This is a genomic window from Streptomyces sp. NPDC012794, from assembly GCF_042901085.1.
Lineage (GTDB): Bacteria > Actinomycetota > Actinomycetes > Streptomycetales > Streptomycetaceae > Streptomyces.
The window spans coordinates 481,940-502,313 of sequence record NZ_JBIBCI010000001.1 but is presented as its reverse complement, the minus strand read 5'-3'; the positions used below and the strand labels follow the sequence as shown (position 1 = coordinate 502,313).

General features: G+C 69.9%; 16 protein-coding genes. All 16 read left to right on the top strand.

Annotation, left to right across the window (positions count from 1 at the left end; genetic code table 11):
- Window positions 1–188 precede the first annotated feature (188 nt).
- The 16 genes from ACFY7H_RS02300 (at window position 189) to ACFY7H_RS02225 (ending at window position 20,324) form a co-directional block, all read left to right on the top strand.
- Window positions 189–1,721: a flavin-containing monooxygenase gene (locus tag ACFY7H_RS02300; protein ID WP_388931813.1), complete on the top strand. Its 1,533-nt coding sequence runs from the start codon at window positions 189–191 to the stop codon at window positions 1,719–1,721.
- On the top strand, window positions 1,714–2,649 hold the full coding sequence (locus ACFY7H_RS02295; protein WP_388931810.1) for an alpha/beta fold hydrolase: 936 nt from the start codon (window positions 1,714–1,716) through the stop codon (window positions 2,647–2,649). Before ACFY7H_RS02300 ends, ACFY7H_RS02295 begins: the two co-directional genes overlap by 8 nt.
- Entirely contained in the window at window positions 2,633–4,027 is a 1,395-nt protein-coding gene (locus ACFY7H_RS02290) for a flavin monoamine oxidase family protein (RefSeq protein ID WP_388931806.1), read from the top strand. Before ACFY7H_RS02295 ends, ACFY7H_RS02290 begins: the two co-directional genes overlap by 17 nt.
- On the top strand, window positions 4,024–4,728 hold the full coding sequence (locus tag ACFY7H_RS02285) for a transporter (RefSeq protein WP_388931803.1): 705 nt from the start codon (window positions 4,024–4,026) through the stop codon (window positions 4,726–4,728). The genes ACFY7H_RS02290 and ACFY7H_RS02285 overlap by 4 nt, the downstream gene beginning before the upstream one ends.
- Before the next feature lie 26 nt (window positions 4,729–4,754).
- Complete coding sequence (locus ACFY7H_RS02280; protein ID WP_388931800.1) at window positions 4,755–6,113, top strand: NAD-dependent succinate-semialdehyde dehydrogenase; 1,359 nt, start codon at window positions 4,755–4,757, stop codon at window positions 6,111–6,113.
- A gap of 28 nt (window positions 6,114–6,141) precedes the next feature.
- Window positions 6,142–7,257: a Zn-dependent alcohol dehydrogenase gene (locus ACFY7H_RS02275; protein ID WP_388931797.1), complete on the top strand. Its 1,116-nt coding sequence runs from the start codon at window positions 6,142–6,144 to the stop codon at window positions 7,255–7,257.
- A 101-nt stretch (window positions 7,258–7,358) separates the two neighbouring features.
- Window positions 7,359–8,531, top strand: coding sequence for an aspartate aminotransferase family protein (locus ACFY7H_RS02270; protein ID WP_388931794.1), 1,173 nt, complete (start codon window positions 7,359–7,361; stop codon window positions 8,529–8,531).
- 99 nt (window positions 8,532–8,630) lie between these two features.
- A complete protein-coding gene (locus tag ACFY7H_RS02265; RefSeq protein ID WP_388931791.1) occupies window positions 8,631–10,187 on the top strand; it encodes a long-chain fatty acid--CoA ligase in 1,557 nt (518 codons plus the stop codon).
- 42 nt (window positions 10,188–10,229) lie between these two features.
- The gene (locus ACFY7H_RS02260; RefSeq protein WP_388931788.1) at window positions 10,230–11,909 is read left to right on the top strand and encodes a class I adenylate-forming enzyme family protein; all 1,680 of its coding nucleotides are present in this window, start codon (window positions 10,230–10,232) and stop codon (window positions 11,907–11,909) included.
- Window positions 11,910–11,913: 4 nt separating this feature from the next.
- Complete coding sequence (locus ACFY7H_RS02255) at window positions 11,914–12,696, top strand: SDR family oxidoreductase (protein ID WP_388931786.1); 783 nt, start codon at window positions 11,914–11,916, stop codon at window positions 12,694–12,696.
- 28 nt (window positions 12,697–12,724) lie between these two features.
- Entirely contained in the window at window positions 12,725–13,963 is a 1,239-nt protein-coding gene (locus ACFY7H_RS02250) for an acyl-CoA dehydrogenase family protein (protein ID WP_388931784.1), read from the top strand.
- Window positions 13,963–15,063, top strand: a complete 1,101-nt coding sequence (locus tag ACFY7H_RS02245) for a phosphotransferase family protein (RefSeq protein WP_388931780.1) — start codon at window positions 13,963–13,965, stop codon at window positions 15,061–15,063. The genes ACFY7H_RS02250 and ACFY7H_RS02245 overlap by 1 nt, the downstream gene beginning before the upstream one ends.
- Before the next feature lie 96 nt (window positions 15,064–15,159).
- Window positions 15,160–15,435 (top strand): hypothetical protein, encoded by a 276-nt coding sequence (locus ACFY7H_RS02240; RefSeq protein ID WP_388931778.1) that lies wholly within the window; start codon window positions 15,160–15,162, stop codon window positions 15,433–15,435.
- Window positions 15,432–17,036, top strand: a complete 1,605-nt coding sequence (locus ACFY7H_RS02235; RefSeq protein ID WP_388931776.1) for a transporter — start codon at window positions 15,432–15,434, stop codon at window positions 17,034–17,036. The genes ACFY7H_RS02240 and ACFY7H_RS02235 overlap by 4 nt, the downstream gene beginning before the upstream one ends.
- A gap of 159 nt (window positions 17,037–17,195) precedes the next feature.
- The gene (locus ACFY7H_RS02230) at window positions 17,196–18,062 is read left to right on the top strand and encodes a phytanoyl-CoA dioxygenase family protein (protein WP_388931773.1); all 867 of its coding nucleotides are present in this window, start codon (window positions 17,196–17,198) and stop codon (window positions 18,060–18,062) included.
- A 48-nt stretch (window positions 18,063–18,110) separates the two neighbouring features.
- Window positions 18,111–20,324 carry a SpoIIE family protein phosphatase gene (locus tag ACFY7H_RS02225; protein ID WP_388931770.1) on the top strand — a complete coding sequence of 738 codons (2,214 nt, stop codon included), beginning with the start codon at window positions 18,111–18,113 and terminating at the stop codon, window positions 20,322–20,324.
- Window positions 20,325–20,374: the final 50 nt, after the last annotated feature.

Genomic DNA, 20,374 nt, shown 5'->3' with positions numbered 1-20,374 from the left:
AGAAGGGCCGGGCTGCGGGCTCGGCCGGGGCCTCCGCCCGAACGTCGGACACCGTCGGGGCGCGGCGGCCCGGCCCGCCTGTGCATCGTGCACCGAGCCCGGGCGAAGCAGGTGCCCGCTGTCGTTCTCGCAGGCGGTCGCGGCTCGCGACAGTGAGGTGACCGCCACAGGAACAGCGAGGAAACGCCATGACAGCTGAGGTGTTGGACGCCGTCGAGGAATTCGACGTAGTGATCGTCGGAGCCGGGATCTCCGGGATCGGCGCGGCCACCTATTTCAGCCGGGAGCTCCCCGAGAAGTCGCTCGCCGTGCTGGAAGCGCGCGACGACATCGGAGGCACTTGGGACCTGTTCCGCTATCCCGGCATCCGCTCGGACTCCGACCTCCACACCTTCGGATACGCGTTCAAGCCCTGGCGCCACGAAGCCGCGATCGCCGACGCTCCCCTGATCAAGGAGTACCTCCACGAGACCGTCGAGGAGAACGGCCTGGAGCGCGCCCTCAGGCTCGGCCACCGGGTCCTCCGCGCGGAGTGGTCCACGGCGGACTCACGGTGGACCCTCACCGTCCAGACGTCGGACCCCGCCACGGGAGCGACCCGGATCAAGACGATCCACGCGGGATGGGTCTTCGCCGCCACCGGCTACTACCGGTATGACGAGGGGTTCTCCCCCGAGTTCCCGGGGCGGGACGAGTTCGAGGGCCGGATCGTCCATCCACAGCACTGGCCCGAGGACCTCGACTACAGCGACAAGAAGGTCGTCGTCATCGGCAGCGGCGCGACCGCGATCACTCTGGTGCCGGCCATGACCACCGGGGCGGGCGCCGCCCGGCACGTGACGATGCTGCAGCGCACCCCCACCTATGTCATGGCGCTCCCCCGTGTCGACAGGGTCGCCCTGGCGCTCACGAAACTGCTCGGAGAAGAGCGCGGGTACGCCGTGACGCGGTTCAAGAACATCTGGACCGAACACGCCGTCGTGAAGGGCCTGCGGACCTTCCCCAAGGCCGGACGGGCCTTCATCCGGCGCGAGAACGTCAAGCGCCTGCCCAAGGGATTCGACGTCGACAAGCATTTCAACCCGCCGTACGACCCGTGGGACCAGCGGCTGTGCGTGGCGCCGGACGGGGACTTCTTCGACGCGATCAAGGACGGAAGGGCCTCAGTCGTCACCGACGCCGTGGCACGGTTCAGCAAGCGCGGCATCGTCCTGGCGTCGGGCGAGGAACTGGAAGCCGATGTCGTCGTCACCGCGACGGGACTGAACCTGCAGCTCTTCGACGGCATGCCCCTCGTGGTCGACGGACGCCAGGTCGACCTCGCGGACGCGCTCTGTTACCGCGGCATGCTGCTGAGCGGCATCCCGAACTGGGCGATGGCGATCGGCTACACCACCTCGTCGTGGACGCTCAAGGTGAGCCTGATGTGTCGCTACTTCATCGATCTGGTCAGGCACATGGACGCCCGCGGATACGACACGGTGGTTCCGGTGGCACCGTCGCGGACGGAGCGCAGGCCGGTCATGGACCTTCAGGCCGGGTACGCCAAGCGCGGCGAGAAGCTCATGCCCAAGCAGGGCTCCGAGAAGCCCTGGCGGATGGCGATGTCCTACCCCGAGGACTCCAGGGCCCTGCGCGGCCCGGTGGCGGACGAGCACCTGAAGTTCGGCGCCGCCCGGGCGGCCACGCGGCCCGACGGAAGGCGTGCGGCCCGTGCCTGAGACAAGCGCCGTCGAAAGCGTCGACCGGTACGCGACCCTGCCGTCCGGGATCACGATCTGCTTCCGGGACCACGGCGACAAGGACGACCCCGCGATGGTGCTCATCGCGGGACTGGGCGAGGACCTCACCTTCTGGTCCGACTCGTTCGTCGGCTCGCTCGTCGCCCGCGGCTTCCGGGTCGTCGCGATCGACAACCGGGACGTCGGCCAGTCGACGTTCGTCGCCACGCCCCCTCCCGCGCTCTGGCGTCAGATCGCCGCGCGTCCGCGCGGCGACGCGTACGCGCTGGCCGACATGGCCCGGGACGCCGTCGGCGTACTCGACCACCTCGGGATCGCGCGAGCGCACCTGGTCGGGCGGTCGATGGGCGGAATGATCGCGCAGACGATCGCGGCCACGGCGCCCGAGCGGGTCCTGTCGCTGGCCTCCCTCTACTCCACCACCGGAGGGCGCAAGGTCGGTCAGCCGGCTCTGTCGACGATCCGGCTCCTCGCCGCGCCGCCGGCGAGGAACAGGACCGCGGCGGTCCGTGCCCACCTGAGGCTCACCCGGCACGTCGCGGGAACGGAACATCCCATCGATGACGCGGCCGAGGCGGCCATCGCGGCTCGTGGGTGGGACCGCAGCGCCGGTGAACCGGCGGCCGGCACGGCGCGCCAGATCCAGGCGATCCAGCGCTCCGGAGACCGGACGGCCCAGCTGAGCAGGATCACCGCCCCGACGCTTGTCATCCACGGCGACCGGGACCCGCTGGTGCACCCGAGCGGCGGCGCCGCGACCGTCCGGGCGATCCGCTCGGCCCAGCACGTGGTCATCCCCGGCATGGGCCATCACCTCCCCGAGGCCCTCGTCGACCCCATCACGACCTACATCGCGCAGCACGCGAACCGCGTGGGCGAAGGAGGAAACCATGCCAGGATCTCGTAAGTCCGGCTCCAGGGACACCACGGTCGACGTCGTGATCGTCGGTGCCGGCTTCGCCGGCCTGAGCGCCGCCGAACGACTGGTGAGCACGGGACGGTCCGTCCTGGTCGTGGAAGGCCGCGACCGGGTCGGAGGCCGCTCGCTCTCCGGCGAGGTGGCAGGCGTGAAGGTCGACCTCGGAGCGACATGGGTGGCACGACGCCACACCGCCATCCGGGACCTCGCGAACCGGATGGGCTGTACCACGACCGGGCAGTTCGACCAGGGTCGCAACGTGCTGTGGCTGGCCGGCCGGCGCCGCACCTACAGCGGCACCATTCCCAAGGTCTCCCCCGCGACCCTGGTGGACATGGCCCGCATGCAGACGGCGGTGAACAAGCTGGTCGCGACGATCGACCTAAACGCCCCATGGGAGACGCCCGGGGCCGGCAGGCTCGACGCCATCTCGTTCGGCGAGTGGCTCGACCGGAAGAACGCGCTGCCCAGCACCCGTGCGCTGATGACCATCGTCAGCAAGGTGCAGTGGGGCTGCACCCCGGGAGACGTCTCCCTGCTGCACGTACTGCGCTACATCCGTGCGGCGGGCGGGCTCAACCACATGCTGGACGTCGAGGGCGGAGCGAACGAGGACCGGTTCGTCGAGACCACTCAGGAGATCGCCAAGCGGGTGGCGGAGCGGCTCGGCGACCGTGTGCGCCTAGGCACGCCGGTCCGCCGCGTCACGCAGGACGACGACGGCGTCACCGTCCACACGGGCTCCGGCGAGATCCACGCCGGGTACGCGATCGTCACGGCCGCGCCGGAGCACCGCGCCTCCATCGCCTTCGAGCCCGCTCTGCCCGAGCAGGCCGAAGGGCTCGCGCGAACCTGGCGCATGGGCGTGCTGAGCAAGGCGTTCGTGGCCTACGAGAGGCCGTTCTGGCGGGCCGACGGCTGTTCCGGCGAGGCGGTGACCGACACCGGAACCGTCTTCATCACCTTCGACGTGTCCCCCGCCCACAGCGGACCGGGCGTCCTGATGGCCTTCTGCGACCCCCGCGTCTTCGACGGCTTCGACCCTGAGACCCGACGCGACCTGGTCGTTCGGCAGCTCGTCGACCTCTACGGTCCGCAGGCCCGCACCCCGATCGACTACCTGGACCACTGCTGGGGAGCGGAACCCTTCGCCCCTGGCGGCCCCCACCCTGCCGCCGGCCCCCTCGCGACTGTGAGCTACGGCAAGGCGCTGACCGAGCCCCACGGGCGCGTCCACTGGGCCGGCACCGAAACCGCCGGCGAATGGGCCGGAACCATGAACGGCGCGGTCCTGACCGGCCAGCGCACCGCCGAGAGCATCCTCACCCTCCTGTCCCGCGACGTCCGAGAGGGGGCGTCTCGATGAGGGAGGCGCTGTTCCTGCTGGCCGACCTGTGGATGATCTTCGCCGGCTACTTCTACGGATGGAAGTTCATCCGCCGGTACGGCAACTACCTCCTCGGTCTCGAATGGATGGTCGTCGCCACGTCGGGCAGCAACTTCCTGCTCTGGTCGCTGCTCGGTGGCGACACCGGCAGCGTCCTCTACGACGTGGCGTACTTCTTCGACGCGTTCTCCAGGTCGGTCGGCATCACGTTCATCCTGATCATGGGCCTGATGAAGGTCACCCATCGCTACAAGCCGAGCCGGCGCGTCGACGTCGCCGTGTTCGGATGCGCCATCGTGGCCGGCCTGTTCCTCCGGCAGTACCACGGCGCGGATCTCCACACCGGCGGCACCGCGTTCTGGGTCGCCGTGTTCTACGTCGTCGCCAATCTCCTCACGGCGGTCTTCCTCGGGTACTTCGTCAAGCGGCTCTGGGACGCGGGCGCGAGGTGGCCGGCGGTCTGGACGGGACTGGTCACGGCCGCCGGGACCACCATCGCGATCACGTACGACTTCTCCCCGCTGCCGTTCGACGACGCGAACCGCACGATCTTCTACACCGCCGCGCTGGCGACCTGGGGCACCCAGGGATTCGTCTACTTCCGCGCCTACCGCGCGCTGCACGAGCGCAACGCGGCCTTGGACGCGAACCCGGCTCGCGCGACCGGGGCCCCCGCATGAACACGAATGACGACGAAGGAGTCAGTATGGCGAAGCGGCACGTGTACGCGGTGGTGGACCCCGCCAGCGGCAAGCTGGTCAAGGAGTACCCCACCGCGACGGACGAGGTCGTCGAGGCGGGTCTCGACGCGGCGGCGAACGCCTACGCGCACTGGTCGAGGCAGACCTCCGTGGCAGAGCGCGCCCACCTGTTGAACACCGTCGCCACCCTGCACGACGAGCGCAGCGGGCACCTCGCCGGAATCATCCACCGGGAGATGGGCAAGCCGGTGGACGAGGCAGTCGCGGAGGTCGAGTTCAGCGCCTCGATCTACCGGTACTACGCCGAGAACGCGGAGAAGTTCCTCACCGACGAACCGATCGAGCTGCTGGAGGGAGAGGGCACCGCTTTCGTCCGTCGCCAGCCGGTCGGCGTGCTGCTGGGGATCATGCCCTGGAACTACCCGTACTACCAGGTGGCCCGATTCGCCGCACCCAACCTCGCGCTGGGCAACACCATCGTGCTCAAGCACGCGTCGCAGTGTCCGGAGTCGTCCGCGGCTCTCCAGCAGCTGTTCACGGACGCGGGCTTCCCCGAGGGCTGTTACGTCAACGTCCACGCCACCGGCGAACAGATCGGTCGCGCCATCGCGGACCCCCGCGTGCAGGGCGTCTCCTTCACCGGTTCGGAGCGGGCCGGCGCGGAGGTCGCCGAGAAGGCCGGGCGCAGCCTCAAGAAGGTGGTGCTCGAACTGGGCGGCTCGGACCCCTTCATCGTGCTCTCCACCGACGACCTCGACGCCACCGTCCAGGCGGCGGTCGAGACGCGGTTCGAGAACGCCGGGCAGGCGTGCAACGCCGGGAAGCGCTTCATCGTCGCCGAGGACGTCTACGACGCCTTCCTCGACAAGTTCACCGAGAAGGTGCTCGCCCTGACCGACGGCCTGGCGCCCCTCTCCTCGGTCGCCGCCGCCGAGTACGTCGAGGAACAGGTCGGGCGAGCCGTCGACGAGGGGGCGACCTTCGTCTCCGCACGACAGCGCGAGGGGGCGTACTTCCCGCCCGGCGTGCTGACGGGCCTCTCCCCGGCCTCGCCGTCGGCCGCCGAGGAGCTCTTCGGCCCGGTCGCGACCGTCTACCGGGCCGGATCCGAGGACGAGGCCGTCGAGCTGGCGAACGACACCCCGTACGGGCTGGGCTCCTACGTGTTCACGACGGACGCCGAGCAGGCGCTGCGCGTCGCCGACCAGATCGACGCAGGCATGGTCTTCATCAACGGCGTCGGCCTCGAAGGCGCCGAACTACCTTTCGGTGGGGTCAAGTTGTCCGGTTTCGGCCGCGAGCTGGGCCGGGCGGGAATCGACGAGTTCGCCAACAAGAAGCTCATCCGCACCGCTCGGACGTGATCGCCCAGAACACGGAGGTAAGACTTTCATGACCATCGAATTCGACGCCGCTGTCTTCAGGACGCCGAACGAACCGCTGACCATCGAGAGAGTGACGATCCCCTCGACGCCTCCGCCCGGCGAGGTGCTCGTACGGCTCAAAGCGAGCGGGGTGTGCCACAGCGACCTGCATGTGCTCGTGGGCGACTGGAAGGTGCCCTCCCCGATGATTCTCGGGCATGAGGGCGCCGGGATCGTCGAGAGCGTCGGCGAAGGCGTCACGACGCTGAAGAAGGGCGACCACGTCGTGCTGTCCTGGACGCCCTCGTGTCGCCGCTGCCGCTACTGCATCAGTGGCAGGCCCGTCCTCTGCGACATGGTGAGCCAGCACTCGGCGAACCACCTGTCGTTCGACGGTCGGTCCCGGATCACGTCCGCCGGCGGGGGCGACGTCCTCAGTTTCGCGGGCCTCGGAACGTTCGGCCAGTACGCCCTCGTGCCCGAATCGGGTGCGATCGCCATCCGGGACGACGCCCCGTTCCCGCAGTCGGCTCTGGTCGGATGCGCCGTCACGACCGGCGTCGGCGCGGCCGTCAACACCGCCGGCGTGCGGCCGAGCGACACCGTGCTGGTCCTCGGCTGCGGAGGCGTCGGTCTGAACGCGATCCAGGGTGCCCGGCTCGCCGGCGCGCGGAAGATCATCGCCGCGGACATCTCCGACGAGAAGCTGGAGCAGGCCCGCGTCTTCGGTGCGACCGACCTGATCAACAACGCCCGCGAGGATTTCGCGGACCGGGTGCGACAGCTCACCGACGGACGCGGTGTGGAGATCGCCATCGAGGCCATCGGGCTGCCCCGCACCATCGAGGGGGCCTACGAGGTCCTGGCCCGGGGCGGCACGGCGGTGGTCGCCGGGCAGGTGGCGGACGGCATGAGGATCTCCATCGATCCCTTCGTCATGTCCGATCAGGAACTGTCGCTCATCGGCTCGAACTACGGATCGAGCAAGCCGGCGTCCGACTTCCCGTTGCTGATCGACCACTACATGAACAACCGCATCGATCTGGATTCCCTTGTGACGAGTGTGATCGGTCTTCAGGACATCAACGAGGCGTTCGACCAGATGAAGCGCGGTATCGGCATCCGCTCGGTGATCACGTACTGAAAGGCAGGGGCGATCTCATGGCCCTGGAATCATCACGCTCGGCCTTCGAGCGAGCCCGCCGCAGTGTCGGCGGGGGTGTGGGGTCGGGCCTGCGAGCCGCGATGCCTCCCCATCCGCTCTTCGTGCGCGAGGCGCGGGGCGCGTACGTCTGGGACCTGGACGGCGACCGGTACATCGACTACGTGATGGCCTGGGGCCCGCTCGTCCTCGGTCACAGCGACCCGCGCGTGGTGTCCGCGGTGTCCGAGGTCGCGACGAAGATGCAGGTCGTCGGCACCGGCCACCCGCTCGAGTACCTCGCGGCGGAAGCAGTCCTCGAAGCGGTACCGCACGGCGAGCGACTGCTGTGGAGCAACACGGGGACCGAAGCGGTGCAGGTGGCGTTGCGCCTCGCGCGCGCCGCCACCGGCCGGCGCCGCGTCCTGAAGTTCGCCAAGAGCTACCACGGCTGGCACGACACCGTGTACGCCGGGATGTCCGAGGACGACTGCGATCGCCCCGCCACCCCCGGCGGGCCGGGGCAGTCGGCCAGCGTGCTCGACGACCTGGTCGTGGCGCGCTTCAACGACGTACAGCTGGCCGAGCGCCTGCTGGGCGAAGCCGTCGAGCGCGACATCGCGGCCGTTCTCGTCGACCCGGTGATGAGCAACGCGGGCGTGGAAGCGCCCTCACCGCACTTCCTGTCGACGCTGCGGGCCCTCTGCGACCGGCACGGCGTCGTCCTCGTCTTCGACGAGGTGATCGCCGGGTTCCGGATCGCCCGGGGCGGGGCGGCCGAGAAGTACGGTGTGCTGCCCGACCTGTCCGTCTACGGAAAGGCGATGGCCGGCGGCTTCACCCAGAGCGCCGTCGTCGGCCGGGCGGAGCTGGTCGACCAGGTGACGTCCGGCGTCGTGCACGCCGGAACCTTCAACGCCAACCCGGTCGCGCTGGCGGCCGTCGCGGCGACGATGCGTGTCCTGGCCGATCCCGCGGTCTACGAGCAGCTCGACGGGATCTCGTCCGAGTTCGAAGCCCTCGTTGGCGCGGTTCTCGGTTCGTCGCCCGACTTCGGCAGCTTCAACCGGGTCGGCTCGCTCCTCCAGTACGTCCCCGCCGGTGGCGCCACCGGGCTCCACGGGACCAGCGGGCTCTGGACCGCGATCCTCGAGGGGATGCTGCGTCAGGGATTCCTGTTCATGCCGTCCGGCAAGGTCTTCCTCAGCACGGCGCACACCAGCGCCGACATCGAGGCGACGGCCGAAGCCCTCGACCGGCTCCTGCGGACGTTGTGACGCCCGCGTCGAGCCACGCGTAACCCCCACCCGCTCCGAGCCAGGCCGCGTGTTCTGTTCCCCCGCGGCCTGGCCCGGTCCACCTTCCCGGAAGACACCATGCTGAACCTCTCGGTCCTGCTCGAGGACTCCGCCCGCGCGCACCCGGACCGGGACGCCGTCGTCCTCGGCACGACGCGTCTCACCTACGCCCAGATCGACGCCGCCGCCAACCGGGTCGCCAACCTCCTGGTGGACCGCGGCATCTGGCCCGGCGACAAGGTGGCGCTCAGTTGTCCGAACGTGCCCTGGTTCCCGATCGTCTACTACGGGATCCTCAAGGCCGGCGCCGTCGTCGTACCGCTCAACGTCCTGCTCAAGGGCCGGGAGGTCGCCTACCACCTCGCCGACTCGGAGGCCAAGGCGTACTTCTGCTTCGAGGGCGGCGAGGGCCTGCCGATGGGTGCGGAGGGCCGCGCAGGGTTCACCGGGACCCCGGGCTGCGAGCACTTCTTCCTCATCACCGCCGACCCCGCGGCGGAGAGCCCGATCGAGGGCGCCGAGACCATGGGCGCCGCGCTGCGGGGCACCGCGACGACGTTCGACAGCGTCGGGACGTCCGGTGACGACCCGGCCGTGCTGCTCTACACGAGCGGTACGACGGGGCAGGCGAAGGGCGCCGAACTCAGCCACGCCAACCTGGTGCTGAACGCCCTTGCGGTCAATCAGCTGTTGGAGAACCGGCCGGCCCTGGACACCCATCTGGTCGTGCTGCCGCTGTTCCACTCCTTCGGGGCGACCGTCCAGATGAACGCCGGCTTCTCGACGGCGAGCACACTGGTGCTGCTGCCACGGTTCGACGCCCGGCAGACGGTGTCCCTGTTGCAGCGGGAGGACATCACCGTCTTCGCGGGCGTCCCCACCATGTGGTGGGGCCTGCTGCAGGCGCTCACCGAAGATGTCGACGTCGAGAGGATCGCGAGGAACCTGCGCGTCGGCGTCTCCGGCGGCGCCGCGCTCCCCGCGGAACTCGTCAAGCAGGTCAGGGAGCGACTGGGCGTCCAGGTCCTGGAGGGCTACGGCCTCTCCGAGACCTCGCCGGTGGTGACCTTCAGCGATCCGGCGCGGGAGCCCCGGCCCGGGTCGATCGGCGTGCCGATCTGGGGCGTCGAGGTCAAGCTCGTCGACTCGGACTGGTCGGAGGTCGAGGACGACGGCTCGGGCAGCGCCATCGGGGAGATCGCGGTCAAGGGCCACAACGTGATGAAGGGGTACCACGGCCGTCCCGAGGCCACCGCCGAAGCCGTCAGGGACGGCTGGTTCCGCACCGGCGACCTGGCCCGCAGGGACAAGGACGGCTTCTACTACATCGTCGACCGGGCGAAGGACCTGATCATCCGCGGTGGCTTCAACGTGTACCCGCGCGAGATCGAAGAGGTCCTGATGACGCACCCGGCGGTCGGCCTGGCCGCCGTCGTCGGCGTGCCGCACGAGAGCCACGGCGAGGAGATCAAGGCGTTCGTCATCCTCGACCAAGGCGCCGAGGCCCGTCCCGACGAGCTGATCGCCTGGGGCAAGGAGCAGATGGCCGCCTACAAGTACCCGCGCATCGTCGAGGTCGTGCAGACGCTGCCGATGACGTCCACCGGAAAGATCCTCAAGCGCGAACTCACGTGACCGGCGCGCCAAGCGCACGGACACGGGTGGGAAGGACGACAGATGACAGTGGATGAAGGTCGGCGGCGGGACACGTTCCCCGACGGGTCCGGTACGGGGACGGACGCGGCACCCGGCTCGCTCGTGGCCGCCTGGAAGGCACGCGTGGCGAAGAACCCGGAGGGCACCGCGCTCCGCTTCTTCGACGGTGCCCTGACCGCGCGGGAGGTGGACGCGGCGTCGGACGCCCTGGCCGCCGCGTTCGAGTCCCGCGGGACCGGCCGGGGCGACCGCGTCGGGGTGTACCTGCAGAACGTCCCGCAGTACGCGCTGGTGCTGCTGGCCCTGTGGAAGCTGGGGGCCACGGCACTGGGACTCAACCCGATGTACCGGCGCCAGGAGCTCCGCCGGATCATTGACGACTCCGGGGCGGTCGGGGTCATTTGCGCGGACGCGGACGTCCACGAGACGCTGGGCACGTTGGCGGGAAGCACCGTACGGTGGCTGGTCAGCACGTCGGCGCTGGACTACCAGTCGAGGAACGATCCGCGGGTCTTCGCGACGACGGATCGCCACGCTCCGGCGCCGGACGGCGATCTGGTGGCGCTGATCGGTGAGTTCGAGGGCCGCAGCCCCTCGCCCTTGAATCTGACCCGTGACGACGTCGCGTTCCTGACGTACACCTCGGGAACGACGGGGCCGCCGAAGGGTGCCATGAACACCCACGGCAACGTGCTGAGCGTGGTGGTGACCTGCGCGTCGTGGATGGGGGTGGACGACGGGGACGTCGTGTTCGCCATGGCGCCGCTGTTCCACATCACCGGGGCGGTGGTCAACGCGACGCTCTCGCTGCTCACCGACACCACGCTCGTCCTGGCGGGCCGATTCCATTCCGAGGTCGCCCTGGAGGCCTTCGCCGAGCACGGGGTGACCTACACGATCGGCTCCATCACCGCGTACAACGCGATCTTCGAGTTGCCCCAGGCCGGACCGGAGCACTTCGCGTCGGTGAAGGCCCTGTACTCCGGGGGTGCGCCGATCCCGCCGGCCACCGTCGTACGGTTCCAGGAGCGGTTCGGCGTCTACCTCCACAACGGCTACGGGATGACCGAGACGACGTCCGCCGTCATCGCGGTGCCGCCGGGGGCCAGGGCGCCGGTGCACCTGCCGAGTGGGACGCTGTCCATCGGCAAGCCCTTGCCGCACCTCACGGCACGCGTCGTGGGCATGAACGGCGACCCGGTGCCGAGCGGGGAACAGGGCGAGCTGGAGTTGAGCGGGCCGCAGGTGGTCCCCGGCTACTGGGGCAAGCCCGACGCCACTCGTCACACGATGCCGGAGGGCCGGCTGCGTACCGGTGACGTCGCGGTGATCGACGAGGAGGGCTGGGTCTACCTGGTGGACCGGCTCAAGGACCAGATCAACGTGTCCGGGTACAAGGTCTGGCCGCGCGAGGTCGAGGACGCGCTGTACGAGCACCCGTCGGTCCTCGAAGCCGCGGTCGTCGGCCGGCCGGACGACTACCGCGGCGAGACCGTCGTCGCCTACGTCTCGCTCAAGACGGGCCTGCACGCCACGGCCGAGGAGCTGATCGCCTTCTCCCGTGACCGACTGGCCGCCTACAAGTGCCCCCGCACGATCCACTTCGTCGCCGACCTGCCCAAGACCCAGAGCGGCAAGATCCGCCGCGCCGAACTCCGCAGGACAGGCGCCACCGAGCCGTCCGCCCCTTCGAAGGACTGATCCGTTGAACCAGAACAGCAGCGGTCAGGGCCGGTTCGCGGGCCGCACCGCCGTCGTGACCGGGGCGAGCCGGGGCATCGGTCTCGCCGTCGCGGAACGGCTCGTCGCCGAAGGCGCACGGGTCTGCCTGACCGCGCGCAAGGCCGGACCGCTCGAAGAGGCCGCCGCCGCGCTTCCCCCGGCGAGCGTCATCACGGTCGCCGGCAGGGCGGACGACCCCGGGCACCGCCGCGAGGTCTTCGACACGGTCGCGCGGGAGTTCGGCGGGCTGGACGTCCTGGTGAACAACGCGGGTATCAATCCCGCCTACGGTCCCGTCGTCGGCCTGGACGTGGACGTCGCCCGCAAGGTCCTCGAGGTCAACGTCCTGGCGACCCTCGCCTGGGTGCAGGACGCGGTGGCCCACCCGAAGCTCGGATTCACCGAACGCCGCGGCGCCGTCGTCAACCTCTCCTCGGTGACCGGCGACATCCCGTCACCCGGCATCGGGCTCTACGGGGTGAGCAAGGCGGCGGTGTCCCACCTGACCCGGACCCTGGCCGTCGAGCTCGGCCCGGAGATCCGCGTCAACGCGGTGGCCCCCGCCGTGGTGAAGACCCGGTTCGCCGAAGCCCTGTACGAGGGCAGGGAGACCGAGGTGGCCGCGGACTACCCCCTGCGGCGACTGGGCGAACCGTCCGACATCGCCTCCGCCGTGGCCTTTCTGGCCTCGGAGGACGCCTCCTGGGTCACCGGCCACGTCCTCACCGTCGACGGCGGCCTCACGGTCGCCGGCGGCACCGCCTGACGACCGCCCCACCCCCGAAAGGACCGTCATGACCTTCAGTGATCTCCCTCCCGAGGTGGAGGAACTGCGCGAGCGCACCCGCCGGTTCATCCGCGAGGTCGTCATCGACGCCGAGCCCGCACCGGGTGGACGTCTCGACCAGGCCACCCGCGACCGGTTGCAGACGGCGGCGAAGGAGGCCGGCGTCTTCGCGCCGCTCGTGCCGAAGGAGTACGGCGGGCAGGGCCTGCCCATCGAGCACTGGTCACCGATACTCCAGGAGGCCGGCTACTCGCCGATCGGTCCCGTCGCGCTCAACTGCATGGCCCCCGACGAGGGGAACATGCACATGCTCAACCTGATCGCGACCGAGGAGCAGAAGAAGCGGTATCTCGCGCCGCTGGCCGCGGGAGACGTCCGGTCGTGCTTCGGCATGACCGAGCCCCACCCCGGAGCCGGCTCCGACCCCGCGGCCCTGCGCACCACGGCCGTGCGTACCGACGGCGGCTGGATCATCGACGGTCACAAGCGGTTCACCAGCGGGGCCGTGGGCGCCGGGTTCTGCATCGTGATGGCGCGGACCCCGGCCGTCGACGGCTCCCCCGAGGGCGCCACCATGTTCCTGGTCGACATGACCAACCCCGGCATCCGGGTCGGCGAGGCGATCCACACCGTCGACCGTTCCATCGACGGCGGCCACCCGCACCTGTACATCGAGGACTGCTTCGCCCCCGACGACGCCGTGCTCGGTGAGGTCGGACTCGGCTTCCGCTACGCCCAGGTCCGGCTCGGGCCCGCGCGTCTCACGCACTGCATGCGGTGGCTGGGGCTGGCGCGCAGGGCGCACGACACCGCCCTTGACCGGGCCGCGAAGAGGGAGCTGTTCGGCGGCCCGATCGACACGCTCGGCCTGGCCCAGCACCTGATCGCCGAGTCCGTCATCGACATCGAGACCTCCGACGCCGTCATCACCAAGACCGCCGCGCTGCTGCACACCGACCCGAAGGCGGGCTCGGCGCTGTCGTCGGTCGCGAAGGTGCACTGCTCGGAGGCGATCTTCCGGGTGATCGACCGCGCCATCCAGATCTGCGGCGGCGACGGCGTCTCCGACGGGCTCCCGCTGACGCAGTACCTGAACGAGGTCCGCCCGTTCCGCATCTACGACGGCTCCAACGAGACCCACCGGTGGGCCATCGCCCGCCGGGCCTCCGCCGCCCGCGGCGCCGCCGTCCGGGCCGGCGAGCCGTACCGGGGCGACGCCGTCGTCGGCCGGGACGGGGGAGCGTGATGCACACCGTCCCCGACGGCATCGAGGTCGTCGCGAGTCGGGAGGGGGCCCGCCCCTTCGACAGCCCTCCGCTGCTGGTCCTCGACGCGGTCACCGGCTTCCTCGACGGACATGGCATCGGCAGCGGCCCGCTCGCCTGGCAGCGCATCGGCGACGGCCAGTCCAACGTCACCTATCTGATCGAGCGCGGCGGCGAGTCCGTCGTCCTGCGCCGCGGCCCGCGCCCGCCGCTGCCGAAGTCGACGCACGACATGGTGCGCGAGGCCCGCATCCAGAGGCTCCTCCACGGGCACGGGGTTCCGGTGCCCGAGATCATCGCCGTCTGCGAGGACGAAGCCGTCCTGGGCGTACCGTTCTACCTCATGTCCCGGGTCGACGGGACGGTCATCACCGACACGGTCCCGGCCCACCTCTCCCCCGCCGAACAGCGCCGGGCCACCAGCGAGGCGGTCGTCGACACCCTCGTCGCCCTGCACGGCATCGACGTGAGCCGGGGGGAACTCGCCTCCCTGGGCCTGCCCGAGGGGTACCTCCGGCGCCAGGTGGAGCGGTTCCGCGGGCTGTGGGAGGTCAACACCACCCGCAGCCTGCCCGCGGTGGAGCGCATCGCCGACTGGCTCGCCCGTAACCTGCCGACGAGCCAGGCCGCCTCGGTGGTGCACGGGGACTACCGCATGGGCAACCTCATGTTCGCGCCGCAGGCCCCGGCCAGAGTCCTCGCGATCCTGGACTGGGAGATGGCCACACTCGGCGACCCGCTCGCGGACCTGGGGTACCTCACCGCCACCTGGTCCGAGGCAGGCAGCCCTCCCACACCGCTCGAACTCACCAAGGTGACCCGGTCGCCCGGCTACCTCACCCAGCGCCAGCTGGCAGAGCGCTACCAACGTCGTACAGGCCTCGATCTGACCCCGCTCCCCTGGTACCAGACCCTCGCCCTGTGGAAGGCAGCGATCTTCTGCGAGGCCATCTACACCCGCTGGCAGCGGGGTGAGCGCCCGAACGACACGGCCTTCGGACCGTCGCTCGAAACGGGTGTCCCACGGCTCCTGGAGCGGGCCGGGCGATACGCCGGCCTGACGGTGACCAGCCGCCTCTGACACGCAACGCCGCGCGGTACGAGGCTCTTCATCGGCCTCACCGCGGCCGGGCCGCCTCGCGCCGTGTCTGCTTCCTTTTCTTCAGAGAGAGGTCCCGTGCCCTCCGCTTCCTCCCGGCATCCTTCCCGTGACACACGGGTGCTGGTCACCGGCAACGCGCTGCCGCTCGCCGTCGGCGTCCTGCTGTCCTGTTCCACGGCCCTCGGAGAGATCTCCGTGTACGGACGTCTCACCCTCGGCATCGCGTGGGCGCTCACGCAGCTCGCCGTCCTCATCGGCGGGACCTGGTGGTACGAGAACCGGGCCGCGTCTTCCTTCGAACCGGCCTCGGGGACGGCCGCCGCCGCTCGTTCGGCCGGGGGCGTGCGGTGACGGCATACCTCCTGAGCGTCGGCTCGCCCGACCTCATCGGCACCGACGCGAGGGGAGCAGTCATCAGCTCGTTCCTCGTCTTCATCGGCCTCTGCCTCCTGTGGGTCTTCACGCTCGCCACGCAGGACGACGACCCGGAACGCCTCTACGTCGCCGGCCGGTCCCTCCCGCCCGTCTTCAACGGCGTCGCGATGGCGGGGGAACAGATCACGGTCGTCCTTCTGGTCTCGCTGCCGGGAGCGATCGCCCTCTTCGGCTACGACGGAGTCTCGACCGCCGTGGACAGTGCCCTCGCACTCGGCGTCTTCCTGCTCCTCGCCTCCAGGATCCGCGCGACCCGCCGCTACACCCTGGGCGAGCTGTTCTCCCTGCGTGCCGAGGGGCCGGGAACACGGATCGCCGGTGCGGTGGTGACACTGTGCATCGCCGTACCCCTGCTCATGGTCCAACTGCGGGCCGGCGGCATCACCGCCGCTCTTCTGATCGGCATGCCGACCGAGCGGGCCCAGGTGGTGTGCACGGTGCTGATGGGGTTCCTGATCACGTGCTTCGCAGGAGTGGCCGATCTGCGCGGCACCAGTTTCGTCCAGGCCGTCAAGGTGCCCGTAGTCCTGGCGACGCTCGCCGCGATGTCCCTGCTGGCGCTCCGCTTGTTCGACTGGAGTCCTGGATCTCTCCTGTCGGCCGCCATGGACAAGAGCATGTCGCCGGACGAGTACCTCAGTCCCGGCCTGTGGACGCACACCGCCGGCTTCGGGACGCTCGGCACGCTCAGTGACCACATCGTCGTCATCCTGGGCACCGCGATGATGCCGCACCTGCTCCTGCGTGTCAGCGCCAGCCGGGACGTACCCGCCGCTCGGCGCTCACTGAGCGTCGCCGTAGGGCTGACCGGCCTCTTCTACCTGCTCCTGATCACGACCGGCTTCGCCGCGGCCGCGGTAGTGGGCGGCGGCCGGATCGGGGCGGTCGACGCGAAGGGGCAGGGAGCCCCGATCTTCCTGGCATCGGCGGTCCTTCCCCAGCACTCCACCGGCCGGGTCGTGCTCATCACCCTCGTGGCCTGTGTCGCCTTCCTCGCCGTCCTCACGGCCGTGGCGAGCGTGACCTTCGCCGCCGCCGTCTCCGTGATCCGCGACCTGGTGGGGCAGAAGGGCCGTACCAGGATCGGGATCGGAGAGCCTACAGTCCTGCGGCTGTCCGTCGTCGCGCTCTGCGCCGTGAGCCTTCTCCTCACCACCGCCGTACACCGCTACCCCATCGAGTTCCTCCTCGCCTTCTCGCTGAGCCTCGCGGCCTCGTGCGTGTTCCCCGCGCTCGTCTACTCCTTCCTTTGGAGCGGCTTCGACCGCCGGGGGCTGCTGTGGCTCGTGTACGGAGGGCTGTCCCTGTGCACCCTCCTGACCCTCGCCTCCCCCGCCGTGTCGGGAACGAGATACGCGCTGCTGCCGGAGCAGGACTTCAACCTGTTCCCGCTCCACACCCCCGGGCTGGTCTCCGTCCCGGCGGCTTTCCTCCTCGGATGGCTCGGCAGCGCACGTCCCTGGGAGCGGACCGCACCTGCCCGGCCCACGGTGCCGGGGGAGGCAGCGCGCGGCTGACGACAGCCGTAGGGGACAACGGTGCGACCGGCCTGTGCATCGTGCACCGAGCAAGGGCGAAGCAGGTGCCCCCTGTCGTTCTCGCCGGCATCGGGGCTGGCGACAGTGAGACGACCACCACAGGAACAACGCGGAAACGCCTTGAGGAAGAGGACTCACATGACGACACAGAACAAGGCCCAGACCCTGACGTCCGTGGCGAGCGACACGTCGGCGGAGGAGATCCTCAAGATCGTGACCCGTGACGGTGGCGTCATCATCAAGGGGTTCCTGACGCAGAAACAGATCACCCGCTTCAACGCCGAGATCCAGCTGCCGCTGCGGGCACTCGACCCGGGGTCGACCCACGAGGACGAAGTCGTGGCCGCGTTCCACGGCAGCAACACCAAGCGGCTCACGAACCTGGTGTCGCACAGCGCCACGTTCCGCAGCGAGGTCATCGACCACCCCCTGGTCCACGAGATCAGCGACCTGGTCTTCCTCCGGGAGTCGGGCACGTACTGGATGACCACCGCACAGGTGATCGAGATCGGCCCCGGCAGCCAGGCACAGATGCTGCACCGTGACCTGGAGAACTGGTTCCCGTTCATCGGGATGGGGCCCGGCGGCCCGGAGGTCACCATCAACTTCCTGGTCGCCCTGACCGACTTCACGGAGGAGAACGGCGCCACCCGCGTCATCCCCGGGAGCAACCACTGGAGCGACTTCGAGGACCGAGGGGCTCCCGAGCAGACGATTCCCGCGGTCATGGACGCGGGAGACGTCCTTCTGATCAGCGGCAAGACCGCGCACGGCGGTGGGGCGAACCGGACCGGCGACGAGTACCGGCGGGGCCTCGCCTTCACGTTCAACGCGGGCTTCCTCACCGGCGAGGAGGCGTACCCCTTCCTGGTGGACAGGGAACTCGCGAGGACGCTCTCGCCGCGTGTCCAGCGCATGCTCGGCTTCCGCTCCCAGTACCCCACGGGCTCTCCCGGCCTGTGGCAGGTCGACTACGCCGATCTGGGCGACCACCTCGGCCTCTGAGAACCGGGCCGACCAGAGGCCGCCGCAGCTGTCCGAGGAGCGTACGACATGGCTTTCCCGTACATTCGCACTATGGGAACCGATGTCGATGCGTTCCTTGGTCAGCTGGCCCGGCACCTCAGACCGCAGGTGAAGAAGCTGGCCGGCCTGCTGCTCCAGCGCCTGGACGGCGAGCTCCCCGAGCTGTGGGGGGACGCGGACATCGCGGCTCTGAGCGTCGAGGAGACGGCTCAGCACGTCACCGCCCTTCTGGATCTTCTGGAGGCCCACCCCGGTGGGAGCGCGCCGGAGCCTCCTGCGGCCGCCTTGGACATAGGTCGCCTCTACGCCCGGCGGGGAATCCCGGTGAGCAGACTCCTGCGTTCCTACCGGCTCGGCCATCTCAGCCTGCTCGAACAGGTGCAAGCCGAAGCCCCCCGCCTCACCAGCGACTGGCACCTGATCCACCTGGCCTCGACCAGGCTGGTCGCGATCGGTTTCGACTACGTGGACCGTTCCTCGGAAGAGGTCGTCGCCGCCTACCAGGAGGAACGCGACCATCTGTTGCAGCGTCGGCTCGCCCTCACCAACAGGGCGAGCAAGCGGATCGGGAACACGCTCGACATCACCCGCACCGCGGAAGAGTTGGCGGAGGTCTGCACCGAGGACTTCGCCGACCTCGTCATGGTCGACGTCTTCGACTCCGCCTTCGACGAAACGGGCCGGGGTTCGCCAGAGGCTCTGACGCAGCGCCGCATCGCCCAGCACTCCGTCCTCGACGGCTGTCCGGAGTCCCTGCTCCGCATCGGTGAGGTCCACGCCTACCCCGACGACTCGGAACCGGTCCGCGCCCTGGTCACCGGACGATCGTTCCTGCACCGCGTCACGGGGACCGCGATGCCCACGTGGGTGGCGCCATCGGAGTCCCACGGCCGGACACTGCGCGACCTCGGCCTCCACTCCGTTCTCCTCGTGCCCCTGCACGCCCGCGGAGACACGCTGGGCCTGGTGCAGTTCGTACGCCATCGCACCTCGGTCCCCTTCGACGACGACGATCTCCTGCTGGCGCAGGAGATCGTCTCCAGGGCGGCGGTGTCCATCGACAACGCCCGCCGGTACATCCATGAGCGTTCCACCGCGCTCACCCTCCAACGGACCCTGCTGCCACGGCACACGGTGAAACAGTCGGCCGTCGAAGCGGCCTCTCGTTACCTGCCCGCCGGATCCGGCGCGGGTGTGGGCGGTGACTGGTACGACGTGATCCCGCTGTCCGGGGCCCGCGTCGCACTCGTCGTCGGCGACGTGGTGGGTCATGGCCTGCACGCCGCCGCCACCATGGGCCGACTCCGCACGGCCGTCCGCGCCTTCGCCGACATCGATCTCATGCCCGATGAACTCCTCACCCATCTGGACGACGTGGTCATCCGGATGCAGCGCGAGGAGTCGCCGGACGAGGGCGAGACAAGCGCCACCTGCCTGTACGCGATCTACGACCCCGTCTCCCGCCTGTGCTCCCTCGCCAGTGCCGGCCATCTCCCGCCGACCGTGGTGGCTCCCTCGGCCACAGGCGAGGCCACCGGGACCTCCAGCGTGGTCGAGTCACCCGACGTACCGATCGGCCCGCCCCTCGGCCTGGGCGGATTCCCCTTCGAGACGATCGAGTTCGAGCTGCCGGAGAACAGCCTGCTGGTCCTGCACACCGACGGTCTGATCGCCGACCGTACGCGTGACGTGGACCTCGGACTCGCCACGCTGCACGATGTCCTCACCTCGGCGCCGGACTCGCTGGAGGAGACCTGCGACCAGCTCCTGGCCGCGCTGCTGCCCAGCCGCCCCGCCGATGACGTCGCTCTGCTCGTCGCCCGGACCCGTGCCCTCGACCCGGACCACGTCGCCACGATGGATCTCCCCTCCGATCCGGCAGCCGTGGCCGGGGCCCGCCGCTTCGCCTCCGACGTCCTGACGGCCTGGGGGCTGGAGGAGATGTCCTTCACCACTGAGCTGGCCGTCAGCGAACTGGTGACAAACGCCATCCGCTACGGCAAGAGCCCCATCCAGCTGCGCTTGATCCTCCAGTCGACGCTCACCTGCGAGGTCTCCGACGCCAGCAGCACCGCCCCGCATCTGCGCCGGGCCCGGATCTTCGACGAAGGCGGCCGCGGCCTGCTCCTCGTGGCCCAGCTCACCGAACGCTGGGGCACACGACACGGTCGCGCGGGAAAGGTCATCTGGGCCGAGCAGGCTCTCCCCGCAGGCAGCGCGTCGATCACCGAAGAAACGTGACGCCTGGTCCGAGCCGACTTGTTCGATCGACTAAGTCGATACACTGAGCG

What these genes read in the sequence shown, in the direction of transcription:
- ACFY7H_RS02265 (WP_388931791.1), top strand. Translation starts at nt 8,631, where the DNA reads ATGCTGAACCTCTCGGTCCTGCTCGAGGACTCCGCCCGCGCGCACCCG.
- ACFY7H_RS02245 (WP_388931780.1), top strand. Translation starts at nt 13,963, where the DNA reads ATGCACACCGTCCCCGACGGCATCGAGGTCGTCGCGAGTCGGGAGGGG.
- ACFY7H_RS02285 (WP_388931803.1), top strand. Translation starts at nt 4,024, where the DNA reads ATGAGGGAGGCGCTGTTCCTGCTGGCCGACCTGTGGATGATCTTCGCC.
- ACFY7H_RS02260 (WP_388931788.1), top strand. Translation starts at nt 10,230, where the DNA reads ATGACAGTGGATGAAGGTCGGCGGCGGGACACGTTCCCCGACGGGTCC.
- ACFY7H_RS02250 (WP_388931784.1), top strand. Translation starts at nt 12,725, where the DNA reads ATGACCTTCAGTGATCTCCCTCCCGAGGTGGAGGAACTGCGCGAGCGC.
- ACFY7H_RS02275 (WP_388931797.1), top strand. Translation starts at nt 6,142, where the DNA reads ATGACCATCGAATTCGACGCCGCTGTCTTCAGGACGCCGAACGAACCG.
- ACFY7H_RS02225 (WP_388931770.1), top strand. Translation starts at nt 18,111, where the DNA reads ATGGCTTTCCCGTACATTCGCACTATGGGAACCGATGTCGATGCGTTC.
- ACFY7H_RS02270 (WP_388931794.1), top strand. Translation starts at nt 7,359, where the DNA reads ATGCCTCCCCATCCGCTCTTCGTGCGCGAGGCGCGGGGCGCGTACGTC.
- ACFY7H_RS02300 (WP_388931813.1), top strand. Translation starts at nt 189, where the DNA reads ATGACAGCTGAGGTGTTGGACGCCGTCGAGGAATTCGACGTAGTGATC.
- ACFY7H_RS02280 (WP_388931800.1), top strand. Translation starts at nt 4,755, where the DNA reads ATGGCGAAGCGGCACGTGTACGCGGTGGTGGACCCCGCCAGCGGCAAG.
- ACFY7H_RS02230 (WP_388931773.1), top strand. Translation starts at nt 17,196, where the DNA reads ATGACGACACAGAACAAGGCCCAGACCCTGACGTCCGTGGCGAGCGAC.
- ACFY7H_RS02290 (WP_388931806.1), top strand. Translation starts at nt 2,633, where the DNA reads ATGCCAGGATCTCGTAAGTCCGGCTCCAGGGACACCACGGTCGACGTC.